At 66.6% G+C, this 19,313-nt stretch carries 17 protein-coding genes; 1 reads left to right on the forward strand and 16 read right to left on the reverse strand.

Annotation, left to right across the window (positions count from 1 at the left end; translation table 11 throughout):
- Positions 1-35 precede the first annotated feature (35 nt).
- The 9 genes from DVT68_RS20550 to DVT68_RS12370 all read right to left on the reverse strand — a co-directional run bounded on the left by DVT68_RS20550 (position 36) and on the right by DVT68_RS12370 (position 10,073).
- A complete protein-coding gene (locus DVT68_RS20550) occupies positions 36-833 on the reverse strand; it encodes a hypothetical protein (RefSeq protein ID WP_199536053.1) in 798 nt (265 codons plus the stop codon).
- Between the two features lie 128 nt (positions 834-961).
- Positions 962-1,861 carry a (2E,6E)-farnesyl diphosphate synthase gene (ispA, locus tag DVT68_RS12335; protein WP_114825402.1) on the reverse strand — a complete coding sequence of 300 codons (900 nt, stop codon included), beginning with the start codon at positions 1,859-1,861 and terminating at the stop codon, positions 962-964.
- On the reverse strand, positions 1,845-2,102 hold the full coding sequence (locus DVT68_RS12340) for an exodeoxyribonuclease VII small subunit (protein WP_114825403.1): 258 nt from the start codon (positions 2,100-2,102) through the stop codon (positions 1,845-1,847). Before DVT68_RS12340 ends, ispA begins: the two co-directional genes overlap by 17 nt.
- Before the next feature lie 151 nt (positions 2,103-2,253).
- Positions 2,254-3,543 (reverse strand): tRNA lysidine(34) synthetase TilS, encoded by a 1,290-nt coding sequence (gene tilS, locus DVT68_RS12345; protein ID WP_325050422.1) that lies wholly within the window; start codon positions 3,541-3,543, stop codon positions 2,254-2,256.
- Positions 3,536-4,291: an NYN domain-containing protein gene (locus tag DVT68_RS12350; protein ID WP_114825404.1), complete on the reverse strand. Its 756-nt coding sequence runs from the start codon at positions 4,289-4,291 to the stop codon at positions 3,536-3,538. The genes tilS and DVT68_RS12350 overlap by 8 nt, the downstream gene beginning before the upstream one ends.
- A 75-nt stretch (positions 4,292-4,366) precedes the next feature.
- Positions 4,367-4,741 carry a VOC family protein gene (locus DVT68_RS12355; protein ID WP_114825405.1) on the reverse strand — a complete coding sequence of 125 codons (375 nt, stop codon included), beginning with the start codon at positions 4,739-4,741 and terminating at the stop codon, positions 4,367-4,369.
- Between the two features lie 6 nt (positions 4,742-4,747).
- Positions 4,748-5,704, reverse strand: a complete 957-nt coding sequence (locus DVT68_RS12360; RefSeq protein WP_114825406.1) for an acetyl-CoA carboxylase carboxyltransferase subunit alpha — start codon at positions 5,702-5,704, stop codon at positions 4,748-4,750.
- A 163-nt stretch (positions 5,705-5,867) separates the two neighbouring features.
- The gene (gene dnaE, locus DVT68_RS12365; protein ID WP_114825407.1) at positions 5,868-9,440 is read right to left on the reverse strand and encodes a DNA polymerase III subunit alpha; all 3,573 of its coding nucleotides are present in this window, start codon (positions 9,438-9,440) and stop codon (positions 5,868-5,870) included.
- Positions 9,441-9,527: 87 nt separating this feature from the next.
- Positions 9,528-10,073 carry a TlpA family protein disulfide reductase gene (locus DVT68_RS12370; protein WP_114825408.1) on the reverse strand — a complete coding sequence of 182 codons (546 nt, stop codon included), beginning with the start codon at positions 10,071-10,073 and terminating at the stop codon, positions 9,528-9,530.
- A gap of 159 nt (positions 10,074-10,232) precedes the next feature.
- On the opposite strand from DVT68_RS12370, the gene DVT68_RS12375 reads away from it, so the two are divergent.
- Positions 10,233-11,672, forward strand: coding sequence for an amino acid permease (locus tag DVT68_RS12375; protein ID WP_114825409.1), 1,440 nt, complete (start codon positions 10,233-10,235; stop codon positions 11,670-11,672).
- 60 nt (positions 11,673-11,732) lie between these two features.
- Here the strand turns inward: DVT68_RS12375 and DVT68_RS12380 are convergent, their stop codons facing one another.
- From DVT68_RS12380 to bamA, 7 genes are all read right to left on the reverse strand, one after another.
- Positions 11,733-11,942 carry a hypothetical protein gene (locus DVT68_RS12380; RefSeq protein WP_114825410.1) on the reverse strand — a complete coding sequence of 70 codons (210 nt, stop codon included), beginning with the start codon at positions 11,940-11,942 and terminating at the stop codon, positions 11,733-11,735.
- A 441-nt stretch (positions 11,943-12,383) separates the two neighbouring features.
- Positions 12,384-13,010 (reverse strand): ribonuclease HII, encoded by a 627-nt coding sequence (rnhB, locus tag DVT68_RS12385; RefSeq protein ID WP_114825411.1) that lies wholly within the window; start codon positions 13,008-13,010, stop codon positions 12,384-12,386.
- Positions 13,000-14,214: a lipid-A-disaccharide synthase gene (lpxB, locus tag DVT68_RS12390; protein WP_114825412.1), complete on the reverse strand. Its 1,215-nt coding sequence runs from the start codon at positions 14,212-14,214 to the stop codon at positions 13,000-13,002. Before lpxB ends, rnhB begins: the two co-directional genes overlap by 11 nt.
- A gap of 73 nt (positions 14,215-14,287) precedes the next feature.
- Entirely contained in the window at positions 14,288-15,061 is a 774-nt protein-coding gene (lpxA, locus tag DVT68_RS12395; protein ID WP_114825413.1) for an acyl-ACP--UDP-N-acetylglucosamine O-acyltransferase, read from the reverse strand.
- Positions 15,058-15,531 (reverse strand): 3-hydroxyacyl-ACP dehydratase FabZ, encoded by a 474-nt coding sequence (gene fabZ / locus DVT68_RS12400; protein WP_114825414.1) that lies wholly within the window; start codon positions 15,529-15,531, stop codon positions 15,058-15,060. Before fabZ ends, lpxA begins: the two co-directional genes overlap by 4 nt.
- Positions 15,524-16,552: a UDP-3-O-(3-hydroxymyristoyl)glucosamine N-acyltransferase gene (gene lpxD / locus DVT68_RS12405; RefSeq protein ID WP_114825415.1), complete on the reverse strand. Its 1,029-nt coding sequence runs from the start codon at positions 16,550-16,552 to the stop codon at positions 15,524-15,526. The genes fabZ and lpxD overlap by 8 nt, the downstream gene beginning before the upstream one ends.
- A gap of 119 nt (positions 16,553-16,671) precedes the next feature.
- Positions 16,672-19,134 carry an outer membrane protein assembly factor BamA gene (gene bamA / locus DVT68_RS12410; protein WP_114825416.1) on the reverse strand — a complete coding sequence of 821 codons (2,463 nt, stop codon included), beginning with the start codon at positions 19,132-19,134 and terminating at the stop codon, positions 16,672-16,674.
- Between the last annotated feature and the right edge of the window lie 179 nt (positions 19,135-19,313).

Raw genomic sequence — 19,313 nt, forward strand, 5'->3', positions numbered from 1 at the left:
TCACTACTCGCTTCTCCCGACTATCTCCTCGCTCTTCAGTGCAGCCCGACGTAGGTGCGCTTGTAGCTCACCGGCTGCTGGAGAGTGGGCACCTTCCACGAGCCTGTGACCACCAGTTGCTGGCCATCCGGCGAGAGGGCCCAGTTCTGGTCGAGCTGCGTGCCGTCGGCGTACTGGATCGAAACTTGCAGGTGGCCCGCGTCGACATGGCCACGCACCATCGCGGCGCCGTTGAGCGACTGGTGGGGTTGGCCGTCCAGCTTGCCGGTCAGCTGGTCGCCGTTGCCGAGGCGGACCTGGAAGGTCTTGGCGTCCTGCTGCACCAGCAGCACCGAGTCGACGCTGAGGGTGGGTGGCATCGGGTAGGTGGCCGTGGCCAATGGGTCCTTGTCGTTGGCTCCGGCGGGCTTGCTGTCGGAGCTGTCGCCGCCGTGCCGGCCACCGTGGCCACCGCCGCCCATGCCGCCGCCATGGCCCATGCCGCCACCGCCTCCCATGCCGCCACCGCCGCCCATGCCGCCACCACCGCCCATGCCGCCACCACCCATGCCGCCATGACGGCCGCCGCCAGGATGGTCGCCGTTTGCCGGGGGGGCGCCCGATGCGGGCGTCTGCCCTGCGGGAGCCGCGCTCGCCTGCATTTCCCGTCGCGCCTCGCCACGCATGGCCGTGGTCAGCGTGTCGGTGGTGTCGCTATTGCGGTCGTCCAGACGCCAGGCGCCGGTGAAATCGGCAGCTTGCGGCGCGGCGGCGTGCGAGGCCATGCCGGGCAACAGGAAACCGAGGGCGCCCAGCAGGGCCAGGCGGAGCAGGGGAAGGCGGCGTTGAAGCATGGCGCAAGGACGGTGGCTGACGTATCTGCCTTGTAACGTCCCGTCAGCCAGGATGTTGACCTCTGGGCGTCGTTTCCGGTCGCGCGCTGGGCGCGCTCCGGCCGACTGGCCGGAGCCGGGTGTGCGGTTCAGCGCAAGCGTGCAGCCGCGTAGAGCGCGAGCTCCTCGAGCAGGATGCCCTGTGCGCCGAGCGGCTGGATGGCCGCCAGCGCGTCATCGGTGAGGCGCTGGAGGTGTTCGCGCGATGCCTCCATGCCGATGATGGAGGGAAAGGTGGGCTTGTCCGCGGCTGCGTCCTTGCCGGCGGTCTTGCCGATCACATGCGACTCGCCTTCGACGTCGAGGATGTCGTCGCGCACCTGAAAAGCCAAGCCCACGGCATGCGCATAGCGGTCGAGCGAGGCCAGCGCCTCATCGGGCGCCCCGGCGGCCAGGGCCCCCAGGCGCACGGAGGCGCGGATCAGTGCGCCGGTCTTGCAGGCATGCATGTGCTCCAGCTCGACCAGGCTGAGCTTGCGGCCCACGGCGGCAAGGTCCAGCGCCTGACCGCCCGCCATGCCCTCGGCGCCGCAGGCGCGGCCGAGCACGCGCAGCATCTCCACGCATCGTGCCGGCGCCACGCCCAGCTCGACGTCGTGGGCGAGCAGTTCGAACGCCAGCGCCTGCAGCGCGTCGCCGGCCAGGATCGCCATCGCTTCGCCGAACACGATGTGGCAGGTGGGGCGGCCGCGACGCATGTCGTCGTCGTCCATCGCGGGAAGGTCGTCATGCACCAGCGAGTAGGCGTGGATCAGCTCCACCGCAACAGCGGGAGCATCCAGCCGGGATCCGCTTTCGCCAAACGCGTGGCCGGCGGCGTAGACCAGCAGCGGCCGCAGCCGCTTGCCGCCGCCAAGCACGGCGTAGCGCATCGCGCGATGCAGCTCGATCGGCGGGGCGTCTTCAGGGGGCAGCGAACGGACGAGCGCCTCGTCGGCGCGGGCGATCAGCGACTTGAGGTCGGCGCCGAGTTCAGAGCTCGGGTTCAAACGGTTCGGCAGTATCTGGGGCATCTGGGTCGAGCAGCAATCGCACACGCAATTCGGCATTTTCCAATGCTTGCTGGCAGTGGCGATAGAGGCCGATGCCCCGCTCGAAAGAAGCGAGGGACTCGTCCAGGCTCAATTCGCCACCTTCCATGCGCGCCACGAGCTGCTCGAGTTCGTCCAGCGAGTGTTCGAAATCGGCGGCGGGAGCGGGGGTCGCGGGGGCGGAAGCGGGCTTGGCCATGGCCGCAGAAGCTAGCGCAGGGGCGGTTAGGAATCAATCCAATGCGGCCAAAAGGTCGCACTCAGGCTGCGACGCGTGGCGGCTTTTTGGAGGCGATCACCTTTCTTGCACTACGTCCTGATGGACCGCGCGCCCCGGTCGCGCAGGGAGGCTAATAGGCAGGTTGCCAGTGCGGGCGGTTGGTCCCGAACAGCTGGGCGCCTCGCGTGCTGAGCCAGCGGTCGCCGACGCCAACCAGTTCCTCATCCGCGTACAGCAATGGGCAGGCAAGCCGACGCCACGGCGGCATGCCGCTTTGCTGGAACAGGTCGCGCAGTTCCCGGGTATGCGCGTCGCCGGCGGGGCGCAGTTGTTCGCCTCCCTGGCGAAGCCGCACAACCAGCGCCTCGGTCAGCTGGCCTGCTGGTTCCAGCAGCAGGCTGCCCCCATCGGGCAGGGCCAGCGGCTCACCCTGCCAGCAGGCCTGCCATTGCGGATCGATCGCGCGCCGGGGCGGCAAGGCCCAGAGGCGGGCCTTCCATACATGGAGCTCGGCGCCGTTCCAGCGGATGCACGGCAATTGGCCATCGCGGGCTCGGCATTGGCGCTCGATCTGCTCGCGCTGGACGGTGGTGGGGGCGGGCAGGCCACGCGCATGCAGCCAGTGATCCAGCAGGGGCTGGCGCAAAGCGTGCGGAAGCGCCAGCCAGCCGGCGGCGTCGAGGCTGCCGGTCGCCGGATCCAGCAACTCGGCCATGGCGTGACGCCACTGTTGCTCCAGCGCTTCGGCCCCGGCGCGGCTGAGTCGCGCGCTGTGGACGATCGACTCCACCGCTTGCGGCCAATGCTGGTTCAGGCGGGGCAGTACCTCGTGGCGGAGGAAGTTGCGCGACAGGCGGCTGTCGGCGTTGGAGGGGTCATCGATGCATGGCAGTTCGCGCTCCTGCACGTACGCGCGCAAGGTCGCCCTCGGAACGTCGAGCAGAGGTCGCCACAGTGTGCCTTCGCCCAATGGCCGCGACGCCCGCATGCCACCCAGGCCTTCCGGCCCGGCGCCGCGCAGCAGCTTGAGAAGGACGGTCTCGGCCTGGTCGTCGCGATGGTGCCCCAATAGCAGCCGCTCGCCCGGTTGCAACGACAGCGCGAACGCGCGATAGCGCGCCTCGCGCGCGGCGGCCTCCAGGCCATAGCCGCGCGCGTGGTCGACCTCCACGCGCAGCACCAGGCAGGGCACGCCCCATTCCTGGGCCATCTGACGGCAGTGCTCGGCCCAGGCATGGCTTGCCGCATGCAGGCCATGGTCCACGTGCAACGCGCGCAGTCCGCGCGCACGCGCCAGCGGCAGCTCGGACAGCGCGTGCAGCAGGGCCGTGGAGTCAGGGCCGCCACTGTAGGCGACGCAGAGGGCGCCTTCGGGCTGCATGCGCAGGGCCTGCGCCAGGATGGCGATGAAGCTATTCACGAGCGGTGGATTTCTTGGTCTTGTTGCGTGCGTAGATGACCTTGGGTCGACCCTCGCCGGGGCTGCGGCGGTCCATCTCGAACAGCGTGGTGGCCGTGATCAGTTCGCTCAACTTGTGATAGCCGTAACTGCGCGCGTCAAAGTCGGGGCGCTGCTTGGTGATGATCGAACCGACGCCGCCGAGCGCGGCCCAGCCGTCGTCGTCGGAGGCGGCCTCGACCGCGTTGCGCAGCAGGTTCACCAGGCTGGAATCCTGCTTGAGCTGCGCAGCCGTGCGCGGCTTGAGCGGCTGCTCCTCGTCCGGCTTGGCGGCGAGGATGTCGGTGTAGATGAACTTGTCGCAGGCGGCGACGAACGGGTCGGGCGTCTTGCGTTCGCCGAAGCCATAGACGATCAGGCCGGACTCGCGGATGCGCGCGGCGAGGCGGGTGAAGTCGCTGTCGCTGGAAACGATGCAGAAACCGTCGAGGCGTCCCGAATACAGCAGGTCCATCGCGTCGATGATCATCGCCGAGTCGGTGGCGTTCTTGCCGCTGGTGTAGCCGAATTGCTGGATGGGTTGGATCGACTGGGTGAGCAGTTGCTCCTTCCAGCTCTTCAGGTGATTGGACGTCCAATCACCATAGGCACGCTTGACGTGCGCCGTGCCGTACTTGGCGACCTCGGCGAGCAAGGCTGCGGCGATGGCGGGCTGCGCGTTGTCGGCGTCGATCAGCACGGCGAGCTTGACGGCGGGTTCGTTGGCCATGGCGCGTTTTCCGGGCGGCGTTGCCACGGATGGTAACTCGCTGCCGTGACCGGACGGTGAGGCACGCCGGTCGCGCTAGGAATCCTTGAAGTTCAGCTCCAGCGTGACGCCTGCAGGATCGAGCAGGAACAGTTGCACCTGTTCCGGCGAGCCGCCAACGCGATAGGGCACGCGAGCCTGATCCAGCCTTGCGCGCATGCCGGTCAGGTCGTTGCAGGCCATGGCGTAGTGGGCGATCCAGCCGGTTGGCATGGCTGCCCCGTCGCCTTCGTCGGCGATCGTCAGGTGGACGAGGGGATGAGCGCCGGCATAGAGCCAATGGCCACGCGAGCGAACGGCAGGCCGCGGACCTTCACTGAGGCCGATCACATCGATGTAGAAACGCCGCAGCCGTTCGATCAGCGTGGCAGGCGCGCGCAGGTTGATGTGATCCAGCCCGCGCACGCCCATGGCGGCTTACTCGACGAACGCGCCGTAGCCGCGCAGGCGCTTGTAGCGCTGTTCCATCAGGTCCTTGATCGGCATCGCTTCCAGCTCGTCGAGCTGGTTGAGCAGCACCGCCTTCAGGCGCACGGCCATGGAATGCGGATTGCGATGCGCGCCGCCCAGCGGCTCGCGCACCACCTTGTCGATCAGGCCCAGCTCCAGCAGGCGTGGGGCCGTGAGGCCAAGCGCCTCGGCGGCATCCTTGGCCTTCTCCGCACTCTTCCAGAGGATCGACGCGCAGCCTTCAGGCGAAATCACCGAGTAGGTGGAGTACTGCAACATCACGGTGCGGTCACCCACGCCAATGGCCAGGGCACCGCCGGAGCCGCCTTCACCGATCACGGTGCAGACGATGGGCGTCTTGAGGTCGGCCATTTCCAGCAGGTTGCGGGCGATGGCCTCGGACTGGCCGCGCTCCTCGGCGCCGACGCCGGGATAGGCGCCAGGGGTGTCGATCAGCGTGAGCAGCGGCAGGCCGAAACGCTCGGCCATCTTCATCAGGCGCAGCGCCTTGCGGTAACCCTCGGGGCGCGGCATGCCGAAATTGCGGCGCACCTTGCCCTTGGTATCGCGTGCCTTCTGGTGGCCGATGATCATCACCGAGCGGCCGTTGATGCGACCAATGCCACCCACGATGGCGGCGTCGTCCGCATAGGCGCGGTCGCCGGCCAGTTCATGGAACTCGTCGCAGATCACGCTGATGTAGTCGAGCGTGTAGGGGCGACCCGGATGGCGCGACAGCTGGGTGACCTGCCACGGCGTGAGGTTGCGGAAGATCTCGTTGGTCTTGAGCTTCAGCTTCTCACGCAGGCGGGCGACTTCTTCGTCGATGTTGAACGCCTGCCCGTGGCTGGCGTGACGAAGCTCTTCAATCTTCGCGTCCAGCTCGGCGATCGGTTGTTCGAAATCGAGGAAGTTGGGATTCATTCGGTGCAGTTCGGGACACGGAAGCGGTCCAGTATACCGGTCTGGGAAAATTCGCGGGAACGGGGGCGTATGGGGAAGCAAGGAGAACAGGGAAGAGGAGCGAGAAGTGAGAGCCAGCCCGCTTTCTCTCACTTCTCACTTCTCTTAACTCACTTCTAATAATTCAGTCGCCCCTGGGCGGACGATCATCCGTTTTGACAATGCGCAGCTTGGCCGCTTCCACGCCCGGTATGGTCCGGATGGCGCGAAGCAGCTCCGGAATGGCGTCGACGCGCCAGTCCTCACCCAGCTCCAGGTCAGCCTGGGCGGTCTGGTTGTGATAGCCGTGCAGGACCACGCTGGCGCGTCCGCCGCGGTAGCCGGCAAGGGTGCGGCGCAGGTCGTCGATGAAGCTGGGGCCGACGCCGTTCAGTTTTAAACGCAGGAGGCGGGCATAGCGACGGCAGGCGTCACCCAGGCTGAGCGCACTGCGGGCGCGCACGGCGAAACCGCCACCGGAAAAATCATCGATGCGCAGGCCGCCTTCGACCACCAGCAATTCATCGCGAACCAGCAGCGGGGCGACCTGCTGGTACAACTCGCCGAAGAAGCTCACCTCGATGATGCCGGTGCCGTCTTCCAGCCGTACGAAGGCATCGCTGTCACCGCGCTTGCGCACGCCGGTGACCATGCCGGCTACCGTCCACGGGGTATCCGGGCCACGGCGGAAGCGGTTGTCATCGCCATCGTTCTTGCGGGGTTTCGGTGGCTGGTAGCGATCGGCGATCTCGCCCAGCGGGCAGGTCGAGAGCTGGGCCAGCTCTTCCTTCCACGGATCGGTGGGATGGCCAGAAAGGTAATGGCCGAGCGTGTCGCGCTCGCCCTGCAGCAACTGCTCCAGCGGCCAGGCGGCCACCACCGGCAGGTCCACTTCGACGGTCGGCGCGGTGGCGCCCCCGCTCTCAAAGGACATGGACGCGCCGAACATGTCGTTCTGGCCGGATTGCTTGTTGCGCAGATGCTGTTCCGCCGCCTTCATGGCGTTCGGCAACTGCGCCATCAGGCTCGCGCGATTCGGCGCCAGCGCGTCGAGCGCGCCGGACAGGATCAGCGCTTCGAGCACACGGCGATTGAGCTTGGTCGAATCGACGCGGCGGCAGAAGTCTGCGAGGTCCGTATACGCGCCACCGCGACGGCGCTCGTCGGCAATGGCCTCGCACGCGCCCTGGCCCACGCCCTTGATGGCGCCGATGCCGTAGCGGATCACCTTCGGTTCCACCGCGACGAACATGAACTCCGAGGCGTTCACGTCAGGTGGCAGCACCTTCAGGCCGATCGCCTTCGACTCGTCGATGAAGGTCACCGCCTTGTCGGTGTTGTCCATGTCCGACGAAATCGTCGCGGCCATGAACTCGGCGGGGTAGTGCGCCTTCAGCCAGGCGGTGTGGTACGAGACGAGCGCGTAGGCGGCAGCGTGCGACTTGTTGAAGCCGTAGCCCGCGAACTTTTCCATCAGGTCGAAGATCTCGTCGGCCTTCTCGCCGGTGAGTCCGTCCTTGGCGGCGCCTTCGCGGAACTTGGCGCGCTCCTTCGCCATTTCCTCGAGCTTCTTCTTGCCCATCGCGCGGCGCAGCAGGTCGGCGCCGCCGAGCGAATAGCCGCCCACGATCTGCGCCATCTGCATCACCTGCTCCTGATAGACCATGATGCCGTAGGTCTCTTTCAGGATCGGCTCGACGCGCGGGTCGGGATACACCACTTCCTCGCGGCCGTGCTTACGGGCGACGAAGCTGGGGATCAGGTCCATCGGGCCGGGGCGATACAACGCCACCAGCGCGATGATGTCCTCGAAGCGGTCGGGCTTGGCATCCTTGAGCATGCGCTGCATGCCCGAGGATTCGAGCTGGAATACGGCGACGGTCTGCGCCTTCTTCAGCACGTCGTAGGCGGCCGGATCGTCGGTGGGAATCGCCGCGATATCCAGCGCATCCTCGCCATTCACCGCGCGACGTGCGTTGATGGCCTTCACCGCCCAGTCGATGATGGTGAGCGTGCGCAGGCCCAGGAAGTCGAACTTCACCAGGCCGACGGCTTCCACGTCGTCCTTGTCGTACTGCGTGACGACGCCCGCGCCGCCCGGTTCGCAGTACAGCGGCGCGAATTCGGTGAGCGGCTTGGGACCGATCACCACGCCACCGGCGTGCTTGCCGACGCCGCGCGTGATGCTTTCCAGGCTGAGCGCCAGATCGATCAGCGTGCGCGCTTCCTCGTCCTGCTCGTACAGGTCGCAGAAGTCCTTGACGATACGATCGGGCTCTTTCTTGGCCTTCTCGGAACGGCCCAGCGCGCATTGCAGCGTGAGGTCGAGCGGACGCGCGGGAATCAGCTTGGCGATGCGGTCGACGGCGTTGTAACCCATGCCGAGCACGCGGCCCGAATCGCGCAGCACGGCTTTGGCCGCCATCGAGCCGTAGGTGATGATCTGGCTGACGTGGTCGCGGCCGTATTTGCGCGCGACGTAGTCGATCACCTCGTCGCGGCGATCCATGCAGAAGTCGATGTCGAAGTCGGGCATCGACACGCGTTCGGGATTCAAGAATCGCTCGAACAGCAGGTCGAACTGGATCGGGTCCAGGTCGGTGATCTTCAGCACCCACGCCACCAGCGAGCCGGCACCCGAACCACGGCCCGGGCCCACCGGAATGCCGTTCTGCTTACCCCAGTTGATGAAGTCCGCCACGATCAGGAAGTAGCCGGGGAAGCCCATCTTGATGATGACGTCCAGCTCGCGTTCCAGGCGTGTTTCGTATTCCTCCTGCGTGCGGCCTGGCGCGACGCCGGCAAACGCCAGGCGCTCCTTCAGGCCTTCGCGGGAAAGCTCGCGGATGTAGCTGGCCAGGTCATGGCCTTCGGGCACCGGGAAGTCGGGCAGGTAGTACGTGCCGAAGCTCAGTTCAAGCGTGCAGCGCTTGGCCAGCTCGATGGTGTTTTCCAGCGCTTCGGGAATGTCGGCGAACAGCGCCTCCATTTCCTCGGGCGTCTTCAGGTACTGCTGGTCGCTGTAATCGCGCGGGCGCTTGGGGTCGGCCAGCACGCGACCCTGGTTGATGCACACGCGAGCTTCGTGTGACTCGAAGCCTTCCTGCTTGAGGAAGCGCACGTCGTTGCTGGCGATCACCGGCAGGTCGAGTTCGGCGGCCAGTCCGAGCGCAGCGGCGTTCCAGTTCTCCTCGCCTTCGCGACCAGTGCGGGTGAGCTCCAGGTACAGGCGGTCGGCCATCTGGCTGGCGAATGGACGCAGGCGCGCGGCGGCGGCATCGACGCCCTGGTTCACCGCGATGCGGCCGGCCTCGCTTTCGCGGCCGAGCAAGGCGATCAGGCCATGCGTCGCCTGCGGCGTGAGCCAGGCCATGTCGACCATGGCGCGGCCGCTGTGCTGGCCGTCGCGCCAGGCGCGCGACACCAGGCGCGACAGGTTGAGGTAGCCCTCGTGGTTCTGGCAGAACACGGTGAGACGCCACGGGCGCGGATCATCCGGCGCGCTCACCCACAGGTCCGCGCCGCCGATCGGCTTGATGCCGGCCGCGCTGCAGGCCTTGTAGAACTTCACCAGCGCGAACATGTTGCTGTCGTCGGTCAGCGCTACGGCCGGGATGCCGGCGCGCACGCAGGCGTCGACCAGTCCCTTGATACGGATGGTCGAGTCGACCAGCGAGTACTCGCTGTGCAGGTGGAGGTGAGCGAAGCGGACGGACATGGCGCGCGCGCAGGATGGAACGCCAGCCTACCGGCGAGGGGCGGGGTGGGCAAGAATTGACATGCGTCCGGCAAGCCGCCCCGATGGCTACGCGCCGCTTGGGGCAGTCGCTGTACTCGGGGCAGGCGCCGGCGCGTTCAGCAGATCCTGCAGCTCGGCCAGGATGCCGTCCAGTTCGTCCTCGCCATAGCCCACGTGGATGTGGGCGATGCGTCCGTCACGGCCGATCATCACCATGTAGGGCAAGCCTTTGATGCCGTACGGCTTGGAAATGCTGTTGTCGGACGGCTCGTAGGTGAGAATCACGTCCAGGTCCTTCCAGCGGTAGCGAGTCTTCCTGAAGAGGTCCATGTCGTCGTCGTGGTCGACGCCAACGACCTGCAACTGATCCGACCCGACCTTCTTCTGGATGGCCGCCAGTATCGGCATCTCCTTGAGGCAGTAGCGGCACCATGACGCCCAGAAGCTGACGATCACCACCTTCCCGTGGAAGCCGGATACGCGCACGTCGGCGCCATGGCGATCATGGCCGAGGAAGTCGGGCGGGATGTCTCCGGTATCGGGATGCGCCTGGCACAGCGTGGCGAGCGCCAGAGCCGCCACGGCCAGCGCGATGCGAATGGTTTGTTTCATGGTGTTCCCCCTGGCGGCAGCCTAGCGCAACTTGGGCGCCAGGATGTCCCCGGGTTGGTCCGTACCAATGGCGGTTGCGGGTGGCGAAGACGGCTGGCATGGTTCAGCGCTTTACCCTGCAAAGCGGGCAGCTCCTGGCGGCTGCCGAAGGCGCTCCCCATGTCCCTGATCCGTTCGTTGTTCTCCATCAAGCCCATCGAGGCGTCACTCTCGGCCAATGACAACCTGCGCCGCACCCTGGGATTGAAGGACCTGATCGTGCTGGGCGTGGGCGCGGTGATCGGCGCGGGCATCTTCGTCATCACCGGGCAGGCGGCGGCCGAGCATGCCGGGCCGGCGCTGACCCTCTCCTTCGTGCTGGCGGGCCTGGCCGCCGCGCTGGCGGCCCTGAGCTACGCGGAGTTCGCCGCGATGCTGCCGGTGTCGGGCAGCGCCTATGTGTACGCCTATGCCACCTTCGGCGAACTGCTCGCCTGGTTCATCGGCTGGAACGTGGTGGCCGAATATCTGCTGGCGGTGTCCTCGGTGGCGGTGGGTTGGTCCGGCTATGGGGTAGGGCTGCTGCACAGCCTGGGTATGGACGTGCCGACCGTGCTGGCCAATGCGCCGCTGGCGTTCCGCGACGGCCATTTCGTGGCGACAGGGGCGTGGATCAACCTGCCGGCGTTGCTGGTGGTGGCCGCGATCACCGCCTTGCTCTACGCGGGCACGCGCCAATCGACCCTGTTCGCCAGCGTGGTGGTGGCGTTGAAAGTGCTGGTGGTGATCCTGTTCGTGGTGTTCGGCGTGCAGTACATCGACACCTCGCTGTGGCATCCCTACGTGCCGGCCAACCTGGGCGACGACCACTACGGCTGGTCCGGGGTGTTCCGCGCCGCCACCAGCGTGTTCTACGCCTACATCGGCTTCGACGCGGTGGCGACTGCCGCGCAGGAAACCCGCAATCCGCAGCAGAACGTGCCGGCGGGCATCCTGATCTCGCTGGCGATCTGCACGGTGCTGTACATCGTGGTGGCGGCGGTGCTCACCGGCCTGGTGCCTTATGCGCAGCTGGCCACGGCCGAACCGGTGGCCACGGCGCTGGCTGCGCATCCGTCGCTCGCCTGGCTGAAGCTGCTGACCCAGGTGGGCGCGGTGGCCGGCCTCACGTCGGTGATCCTGGTGATGCACATGGGCCTGGCGCGCATCCTCTACACCATGGCCGGCGACGGGCTGCTGCCGCAGGTGTTCGGCGCGGTGCACGAGCGTTTCAGGACACCGCACCGCACGACCCTGCTGGTGGGCGCCGTCGGCGGCCTGCTGGCGGCGGTGTTTCCGCTGAGCCTGCTCGGCGACCTGTTGTCGATGGGCACCCTGCTGGCCTTCGCCACGGTGTGCGTGGGTGTGCTGGTGCTGCGTCGCACGCGCCCGGAACTGCCGCGTGGCTTCCGCGTGCCGGCGGCGCCGGTGGTGTGTTCGCTCGGCGTGCTGGTGTGCCTGTTCCTGCTGGCGCAGATGAACAAGGGCAACTGGCTGTTGCTGGCCGGCTGGACCGTGATCGGCATGCTGATCTACGTGGGCTACGGCTACCGCAACAGCCGGCTGCGCACGGACGGCTGATCTCTCCCGTCCCTGCGACGACGGATAACCTCGGAGTCCGTCGTCGCGATGCCTGTTGGTTTACCAGATATGGAAGCGCTGCTCCCACGCGGGGCTGTCGATGTAGTGCTCAAGGCCCTGCACCTTGAGTGGATGCAGGTCGTAATCCACGTGCTGGTATTCGGCATCCCGGATGGCTGCAATCTCGTCGTTGGTGAGCTGCGACGAAGGTGTCACGTTTGGATTGGCGTCCAGCGGTGTGGCGTTGTGCGGGCGGTTGGGAAGCGTCATGACACGACTCCTGCGGTCAAATGCGCGCATAGGTGTTGAAGGCCGCATGGCTCGCAGGGCCACGCGGGGTGGATCATGCGTCCTTGCCTGAGCTGGAAGTGCACCGCGCCGCGGATGGGGGCGTATCGGTAGGTCTGGCGTGGGCTCGAGCGGCCCGGCGGCTTCGCTTCCTGTATCCGTTCGGATGCAGCAATGGCGAAAAAGGTTGCCTCGTCGAAAGCAGTATCAAAGTGCTACGGCAACGGGCTGTCCGTCGCCTCCTGACTTTGCCGGGTCCGTGTCGCAGGTCACGGCTTCCCGTGAGTCAAGGCTATTCTAACTCCGTGACATGAGGGTGACGTGGCCCATTGGGCATGCTTCGCGCGGCGGCGATTGGCCCCGCTGTTGCATTGGCGGCACGACTCAGTAGCGTTGATATGGACGTCCATATCAACGCGGCATTCAGAACAGCACGCCCTGGTCGACCAGCAGTTTCACCGGGGCGAAGCTGCGCCGGTGATGGGGGCAGGGGCCCAGCCGCTTGAGCGCCTCCAGGTGCGCCGGCGTGCCGTAGCCCTTGTGCACGGCGAAGCCATAGCCGGGATGCTCGCTGTCGAGCGCGACCATCCAGCGGTCGCGCGTCACCTTGGCCAGGATTGAGGCGGCGCTGATGGCGGGCTCCAGCGCGTCACCGCCGATGATCGCGCGGCCGGCGCAGGGCAGGTCGCGCGGCAGTGCGTTGCCGTCGATCAAGGCTTCGTGCGGCGTCGTGGCCAATCCGGCCAGCGCCCGGCACATGCCGGCCATGGTCGCCTGGTAGATGTTGATGCGATCGATTTCCTCGGCCGTCACCATCACCACGCAGTGCGCCAGCGCCTGCTCGATGATCTGCGGATACAGCGCTTCGCGGCGCGCCTCGCTGAGCTTCTTGGAGTCGTTGAGGCCGACGATCGGGCGGGCGGGATCGAGGATCACCGCAGCAACGGCGACCGGTCCGGCCAGCGGGCCGCGACCGGCTTCATCGACGCCGGCGATGAGCCGCGCTTCGGCGACGGCGGCGGTCTTGGCGCGGGTCGACCTAGCGGGCATGACCAGCCTCCACCAGTTCCGCCACGGCGGCGGCCGCCAGGTCACCGGCATGGCCTTCCAGATCGCCACGCAACGCCATGTGCAGTTGCTCGAAGGCGGCTACGACGGCGCCGCGACGTTCGCTGTCCTGGAACAGCGCCAGCGTCGCCGCGGCGAGCTTGTCGGCGGTGAAGTCGTCCTGCATCAGCTCTGGCACGAGCAGGACATCGGAGCCCATGCCACTGGCGCGCGCGAGGATGTTGGGCAACGAGTAGACATCGGTCTTGAGCATGTTCAGTGCACGGGCGATGCGGTAGCTGATGGGCGACACGCGATAGCCCACCACCATCGGCCGCTTGGCCAGCATGGCTTCCAGGGTGGCGGTGCCCGAGGCGAGCAGCACCACGTCGGCGGCCAGCATGGCCTCATGCGCATGGCCTTCCAGCACGACGGGCGCGTCTTCGCCGGTTGCATCGCCCAGCAGCGCCTTGAGGCTGGCGCTCACGCGTTCATTGGCGGCAGGAATCACGATGCGCAGGCCGGGCAGTTGCATCGCGACCTTGCGGGCGGCGTCGATGAAGCCACGACCCAGCATCGATACCTCGGACGGCCGGCTGCCAGGCAGCACGGCGAGCACGGGCACGTTGTGCGGCAGGCCGAGGAAGTCGCGCGCGCCGGCGCGATCGGACACCATTGCGAAACGGTCGGCCAGCGGATGCCCGACGAAACGCGCGTCGATGCCGTGGCGGGCATAGATCGCCGGTTCCATCGGGAACAGGCAGAGCACGCGGTCTGCGCTGCGGCCAATCTTCTCCGCACGCTTCTCGCGCCAGGCCCACACCGAGGGGCTGACATAGTGCACCGTGCGCAGACCTGCTTCACGCAGGCGCTTTTCGACGCCAAGGTTGAAGTCCGGCGCATCGATGCCGACTACCACCGCGGGCTTGGCCGCAACCAGGCGCGCCACCAGCTCCTTGCGCAGTCGCAGCAGGCGGGGCAGGTGCGAGACCACCTCGGCGAAGCCGAACAGCGACAGTTCCTTGATGTCGTACCAGGACTCGAAGCCCTGCGCCTGCATGCGCGCGCCACCGATGCCGACGAAGCGAGCGTCGGGATAGCGACGGCGAAGCGCGGCGATGAGGTCGGCGCCCAACTGGTCGCCGGAATCTTCGCCGGCGATGAGGGCGATAAGCGGGGAGGGCGTCACGGTGTCAGCAGGGGGCATGGCTCAAGCTCGGCAACAATGGCAATCCCCCATCGTGAATCGCCGACAGGGATGCCCCTGTCGGCGGTGCTGGTCAGCGAGCGAGCGAACGCTCGCTACGGTCCAGGAACTCGAGCATGGCGCGCACGTCCTCGCTGTCCGTCGCCTGCGTCGCCAGCTGTTCGCGCGCGTCAGCGAGGGTGAGCCCGGCCATGTAGAGCGTGCGGTACGCGCGCTTGATCGCCGAGATGCGCGTGGCGTCGAAGCCGCGGCGCTTGAGGCCTTCGCTGTTGATGCCGCGCGGGCGGCCGCGCTGATCGTTTGCCATGGTCACGAACGGCGGCACGTCCGAGCCAAGCAGGCAGCCCATGCCGATGAACGCATGCGCACCGATCTTGCAGAACTGATGGGCGCCGGAGAAGCCCGCCATCACCACCCAGTCGCCGATCTCGACGTGGCCGGCCAACGCCGAGTAGTTGGAAAACACCGTGTGGTTGCCGATCTGGCAGTCGTGCGCGATGTGCACGTAGGCCAGGATCCAGTTGTCGTTGCCGATGCGCGTGGCGCCGCCACCGTCGCCCGTGCCGCGGTTGATGGTGACGTATTCGCGGATCTGGTTGCGGTCGCCGATCACCAGCTCGGTGCGTTCGCCCTGGAACTTCTTGTCCTGCGGGTCGCCGCCCAGCGAGGCGAACTGGCTGACGCGATTGTCGCGCCCAATACGCGTGGGACCTTCGATCACCACATGCGGGCCGATCACCGTGCCTTCGCCGATCTCGACACCGGCGCCGATCACGCTGTAAGCGCCAATGCAGACGTTCGCGGCGATGACGGCGGTGGGATCGATCTGCGCGGTGGGATGGATCATTTGTCGGTCCTCGCGGCGCACATCAGCTCGCAGCTCGCAACTTCCTTGCCGTCGACGATCGTGCGCGCTTCGAACAGACCCATGCTGCGCAGCAGGCGCTTGAGCTCCACTTCGAGGCGCAACTGGTCGCCCGGCACCACGGGGGCGTTGAAGCGCGCGTTGTCGACCTTGGCCAGGTAGAACAGCGGGCTGCCGGTGGTGCCCTTGAGGCGGCTGGAGATCTGCGTCAGCAGGCCTGCAGCCTGGGCCATCGCCTCGATGATCAGCACGCCGGGCATCACCGGGTGGCCGGGGAAGTGGCCCTGGAAGAACGGCTCGTTGATGGTCACGTTCTTGATGGCCACCGCACGCTTGTCCGGCACGAGCTCGATGACGCGGTCGACCAGCAGGAACGGATAACGGTGCGGCAGCAGCTGCTGGATTTGTTCCACGTTCACCGGAAGGTGGAAAGGCACGGTGTGGTCAGTCATTGTTGCTGTCCTTCTCCAGCGCCGAGAGTCGGCGCGCGTATTCGTCGAGATGCTTGAAACGGGCCGCGTTGCGCCGCCACTGGCGGTTTTCCTGCAATGGCACGCCCGAAGAATATTCGCCGGGCTCGCGTATCGAGTGCGTGACCAGGCTCTTGGCGGTAATGGTAACCCGGTCGGCCACTTCCAGATGGCCAAGCACGCCGGCATTGCCGCCGATCATGCAGTAGCGGCCGATCTTGGCGCTGCCGGCCACCGCCGCGCAGCCGGCCAGGGCCGTATGCGCGCCGATATGGACGTTGTGGGCGATCTGGATCTGGTTGTCGAGGCGCACGTCCTCTTCCAGCACGGTGTCGTCCAGGGCGCCGCGATCAATGGTGGTGTTGGCGCCGATCTCGCAATCGTCGCCGATGCGCACGCCACCCAGCTGGGGCAGCTTGATCCATTGGTCGCGGTCAAAGGCCAGGCCGAAACCGTCCGAGCCGATCACCGCGCCCGGATGCGCCAGCACGCGCTTGCCGAGGGTGACACGGATCACCAGGGTCACGCGCGCCACCAGCCGGCTCTGCGCGCCGACCGTGCATTCAGGGCCAATGATGCAATGGGGGCCGAGCACGGCGCCGTCCTCGATCACCGCGCTCTCGTCGATCACGCAGCCCGGGCCGATGCTGGCGGTGGGCGCCACGCGTGCGCCGGCGGCGACCACCGCGCTGGGATGGATGCCGGCCGGAGCGGCGGGCAGCCGCTCGAACAGGGCGGCGATCTTCGCGTAGGCGACGTAAGGGTCGCGGGCGACCAGCGCCGGCACCGGGCTGTCGGCGACCTGTTCCTCGCGCATCACCACCACGCCGGCGCGGGTGTCGCCGAGCTGGGAGGCGTACTTGCTGTTGGAGAGGAAGCTGAGCTGGCTCGGACCCGCGCCGGCCAGCGTGCCCACGCCATCGATGACGCGCGCGCCGTCGCCATGGAAGGCGAGGCCGAAGCGCTCGGCAAGTTCGGATACGGTGGTCTTGAAGACACTCATGGTTCGGGCTCCCTGCGATCCGCGCATTGTAGGGCGTGATCCCCGCCCACGCGCGCCAAAAAAGAAAGCGCGGCATGGCCGCGCTCTCCATTGCCCAGTATTTCAGGCGATTCGGGTCGTCAGAACTGACTGCCGAAGGTGAACTGGATGCGCTCTTCGTAGTGACCGTCGTCCGCCTGCGTGCGGACCGGCAGCGCGAAGTTGATGATCAGCGGGCCGATCGGCGCCTGCCAGTGCAGCGAGAGGCCGGTGGAGACGCGCAGCGTCTTGGCCGTGAAGCTCTGGTAGTTCTCGTAGGCGTTACCGACGTCGACGAACCACGACACACGAGCCGTGTTGATGTCCTTGAGGAACGGCAGCGGCAGGTACAGCTCCGCCGTGCCCAGCACCTTGAAGGCGCCGCCCAGCGGCTGCGCGTAGCCGTACACGCTGCCTGCGCAGGTGCCGTCGGAGGCGGGCTGGATCGGCTTGCCGTTGGCGTCCGTGCCCACGCAGACACGGGGGCCCAGGGTGTTGTCCTGGAAGCCGCGCACGTCGCGCACACCACCCGAATAGAAGTTCTCCCAGAACGGGTAGGTCACCGGGTCGCCGGCCTTGTAGGTCGTGCCACCGTCGTACTGGAAGGTCTGGCCGTAGGCCTTGCCGTAGCCGACCTGGCCGTCCAGGTACAGCACGAAGCCCTTGCCGATCGGGAAGTAGTGGTTCGCCTCGCCCATGATCTTGTAGTACTGCACGGTGGAGCCGGGCAGGGCTACGTCGGTCGACAGGGAGACCAGGCCACCGCGGGTCGGCGCCCAGTAGCCGTTGCGGGTGTCGTGCGTCCAGCCCAGCGTGGCGTCCCAGGTATGGACCGTCTGGTGGCCGAGCGCGTTCTGGTAGTCGATCAGCACCTGCGGCGAGTAGTTCACCGTCTCGGTCTGACCGGTCGGGTTGCCGTTAACGTCGAGAACCTGCTGCTGGTAGGCGAGGTTGATCTTGTTGCTGCTGATGCCCAGGCCCGCGCGGACGTTGTCCGTTTCGGAGATCGGGAAGCTCAGGAAGGAGGAGAACGACTTCAGCGAGCTCTCGTAGTTGACGAACGTGCTGTTGGTGTCGCCGTAGTTGCTCTTGGTGTAACCGGCGGTATAGCCGATGCCCACGCCGCTGTCGGTGAGGTACGGGTTGAAGTAGGTGGCGTTGATCGCGGTGGAGTAGTCGCTGCGCGACGCGCCCACGCTGAAGCTGTCACCCGTGCCCAGGAAGTTGTTCTGCGACACCGACGCGGACAGGATGATGCCCGAGTACTGCGAGTAGCCCACGCCGAACATCAGGCTGCCGGCGGACTGCTCTTCCACCTTCACGGTCAGGTCGACCTGGTCCTCGGTGCCGGGCACCAGGGCCTTGTCGATGTTGACGGTCTTGAAGTAGCCCAGGCGCTGCAGACGGATCTTCGAGCGGTCGATCGCCGGCTGCGAGAACCAGCTGCCCTCGAGCTGGCGCATTTCGCGGCGCAGCACGTCGTCTTCCGTGCGGGTGTTGCCCTGGAAGATCACGCGGCGCACGTACACGCGCTTGCCCGGCTCGACGTAGAGCGTGAGGTCGACGGTGCGCTTGTCCTTGTCCAGCTTCGGCACCGGGGTGACCTTGGCGAACGCATAGCCGATGCTGGCCAGCACGGTCTTGATCGCGTTGGTGCTCGACTCGATCGCCTTGCGGTTGAAGGTGTCGCCCTTGTGCACGTACACCAGCTGGCGCAGCGCATCCTCGGGGAGGATCAGCTCGCCGAGCAGGTGCACGTCGGAAATGGTGTAGATGTCGCCTTCCTTGACGCTGGCGGCGATGTACATCGAACGCTTGTCGGGCGCGATGGTGACCTGGGTGGAGTCGACGCCGAAATCGGCGTAGCCGCGATCCATGTAGTAGGACTGCAGCTTTTCCAGGTCACCGCTGAGCTTCTCGCGCGAGTACTGGTCGTCCTTCGAATACCAGGACATCAGGTTGGACGTGTCCGACTCGAAACCCGAGCGGATCTCCTTGTCGGTAAACGCCTTGTTGCCGACGATGTTGATTTCCTTGATCTTCGCGACCTTGCCTTCGCGGATCTCGATGTCGATGGCGACGCGGTTGCGATCGAGCTGGGTCACGTGCGGTTCGACCGACACGTTGTACTTGCCGCGGTTGTAGTACTGACGAATCAGTTCCTGCTGCACGCGGTCCAGCGAGAGGCGGTCAAAGGCTTCACCTTCGGACAGGCCGATCTCCTTCAGGCCCTTGCGCAGATCCTCTTCCTTGATGTCCTTGTTGCCGCGGATGTTGAGCTTGGCGATGGAGGGGCGCTCCACCACCTTGATGACCATGATGTCGCCCTCGCGATCGATCTGCACGTCGCTGAAGAACTTGGTCTGGTACAGGGCGCGGATCGCGCGCTGGGCGCCATCGTTGGTCAGGCGATCGCCCTTGTTGATCGGCAGGTAGTTGAGCACCGTGCCGGTGGAAATGCGGCTGAGGCCGTCGATACGAATGTCGGAGACGACGAAGGGCTCGAAGGCGAGGACATTGGCTGAGAGGGAGGCAAGCAGGATCAGGGCGGCGATACGCTTCATCGTCGATTCCGTTTTCTTATTCCGACGAGGCGGCGCGGGCCGCCCCGATCAATGCGTGAAGCCAGGACGAGCCCAGCCTTGAAAGGGTGCTTGCATCTTCCCCAGATGCGTCGGGTAAACCGTCGCCACGTCCCTCCGGCGCGCGCGTGACCGCGCTCGCCATAGGTACGCCATGATCC

The sequence above is a fragment of the Dyella solisilvae genome, from assembly GCF_003351225.1.
In the GTDB taxonomy this organism is placed as follows: Bacteria; Pseudomonadota; Gammaproteobacteria; order Xanthomonadales; family Rhodanobacteraceae; genus Dyella; species Dyella solisilvae.

What these genes read in the sequence shown, in the direction of transcription:
- DVT68_RS20550 (WP_199536053.1), bottom strand. Translation starts at nt 833, where the DNA reads ATGCTTCAACGCCGCCTTCCCCTGCTCCGCCTGGCCCTGCTGGGCGCC.
- DVT68_RS12340 (WP_114825403.1), bottom strand. Translation starts at nt 2,102, where the DNA reads ATGGCCAAGCCCGCTTCCGCCCCCGCGACCCCCGCTCCCGCCGCCGAT.
- DVT68_RS12350 (WP_114825404.1), bottom strand. Translation starts at nt 4,291, where the DNA reads ATGGCCAACGAACCCGCCGTCAAGCTCGCCGTGCTGATCGACGCCGAC.
- DVT68_RS12355 (WP_114825405.1), bottom strand. Translation starts at nt 4,741, where the DNA reads ATGGGCGTGCGCGGGCTGGATCACATCAACCTGCGCGCGCCTGCCACG.
- DVT68_RS12360 (WP_114825406.1), bottom strand. Translation starts at nt 5,704, where the DNA reads ATGAATCCCAACTTCCTCGATTTCGAACAACCGATCGCCGAGCTGGAC.
- dnaE (WP_114825407.1), bottom strand. Translation starts at nt 9,440, where the DNA reads ATGTCCGTCCGCTTCGCTCACCTCCACCTGCACAGCGAGTACTCGCTG.
- DVT68_RS12370 (WP_114825408.1), bottom strand. Translation starts at nt 10,073, where the DNA reads ATGAAACAAACCATTCGCATCGCGCTGGCCGTGGCGGCTCTGGCGCTC.
- DVT68_RS12375 (WP_114825409.1), top strand. Translation starts at nt 10,233, where the DNA reads ATGTCCCTGATCCGTTCGTTGTTCTCCATCAAGCCCATCGAGGCGTCA.
- DVT68_RS12380 (WP_114825410.1), bottom strand. Translation starts at nt 11,942, where the DNA reads ATGACGCTTCCCAACCGCCCGCACAACGCCACACCGCTGGACGCCAAT.
- rnhB (WP_114825411.1), bottom strand. Translation starts at nt 13,010, where the DNA reads ATGCCCGCTAGGTCGACCCGCGCCAAGACCGCCGCCGTCGCCGAAGCG.
- lpxB (WP_114825412.1), bottom strand. Translation starts at nt 14,214, where the DNA reads ATGCCCCCTGCTGACACCGTGACGCCCTCCCCGCTTATCGCCCTCATC.
- lpxA (WP_114825413.1), bottom strand. Translation starts at nt 15,061, where the DNA reads ATGATCCATCCCACCGCGCAGATCGATCCCACCGCCGTCATCGCCGCG.
- fabZ (WP_114825414.1), bottom strand. Translation starts at nt 15,531, where the DNA reads ATGACTGACCACACCGTGCCTTTCCACCTTCCGGTGAACGTGGAACAA.
- lpxD (WP_114825415.1), bottom strand. Translation starts at nt 16,552, where the DNA reads ATGAGTGTCTTCAAGACCACCGTATCCGAACTTGCCGAGCGCTTCGGC.
- bamA (WP_114825416.1), bottom strand. Translation starts at nt 19,134, where the DNA reads ATGAAGCGTATCGCCGCCCTGATCCTGCTTGCCTCCCTCTCAGCCAAT.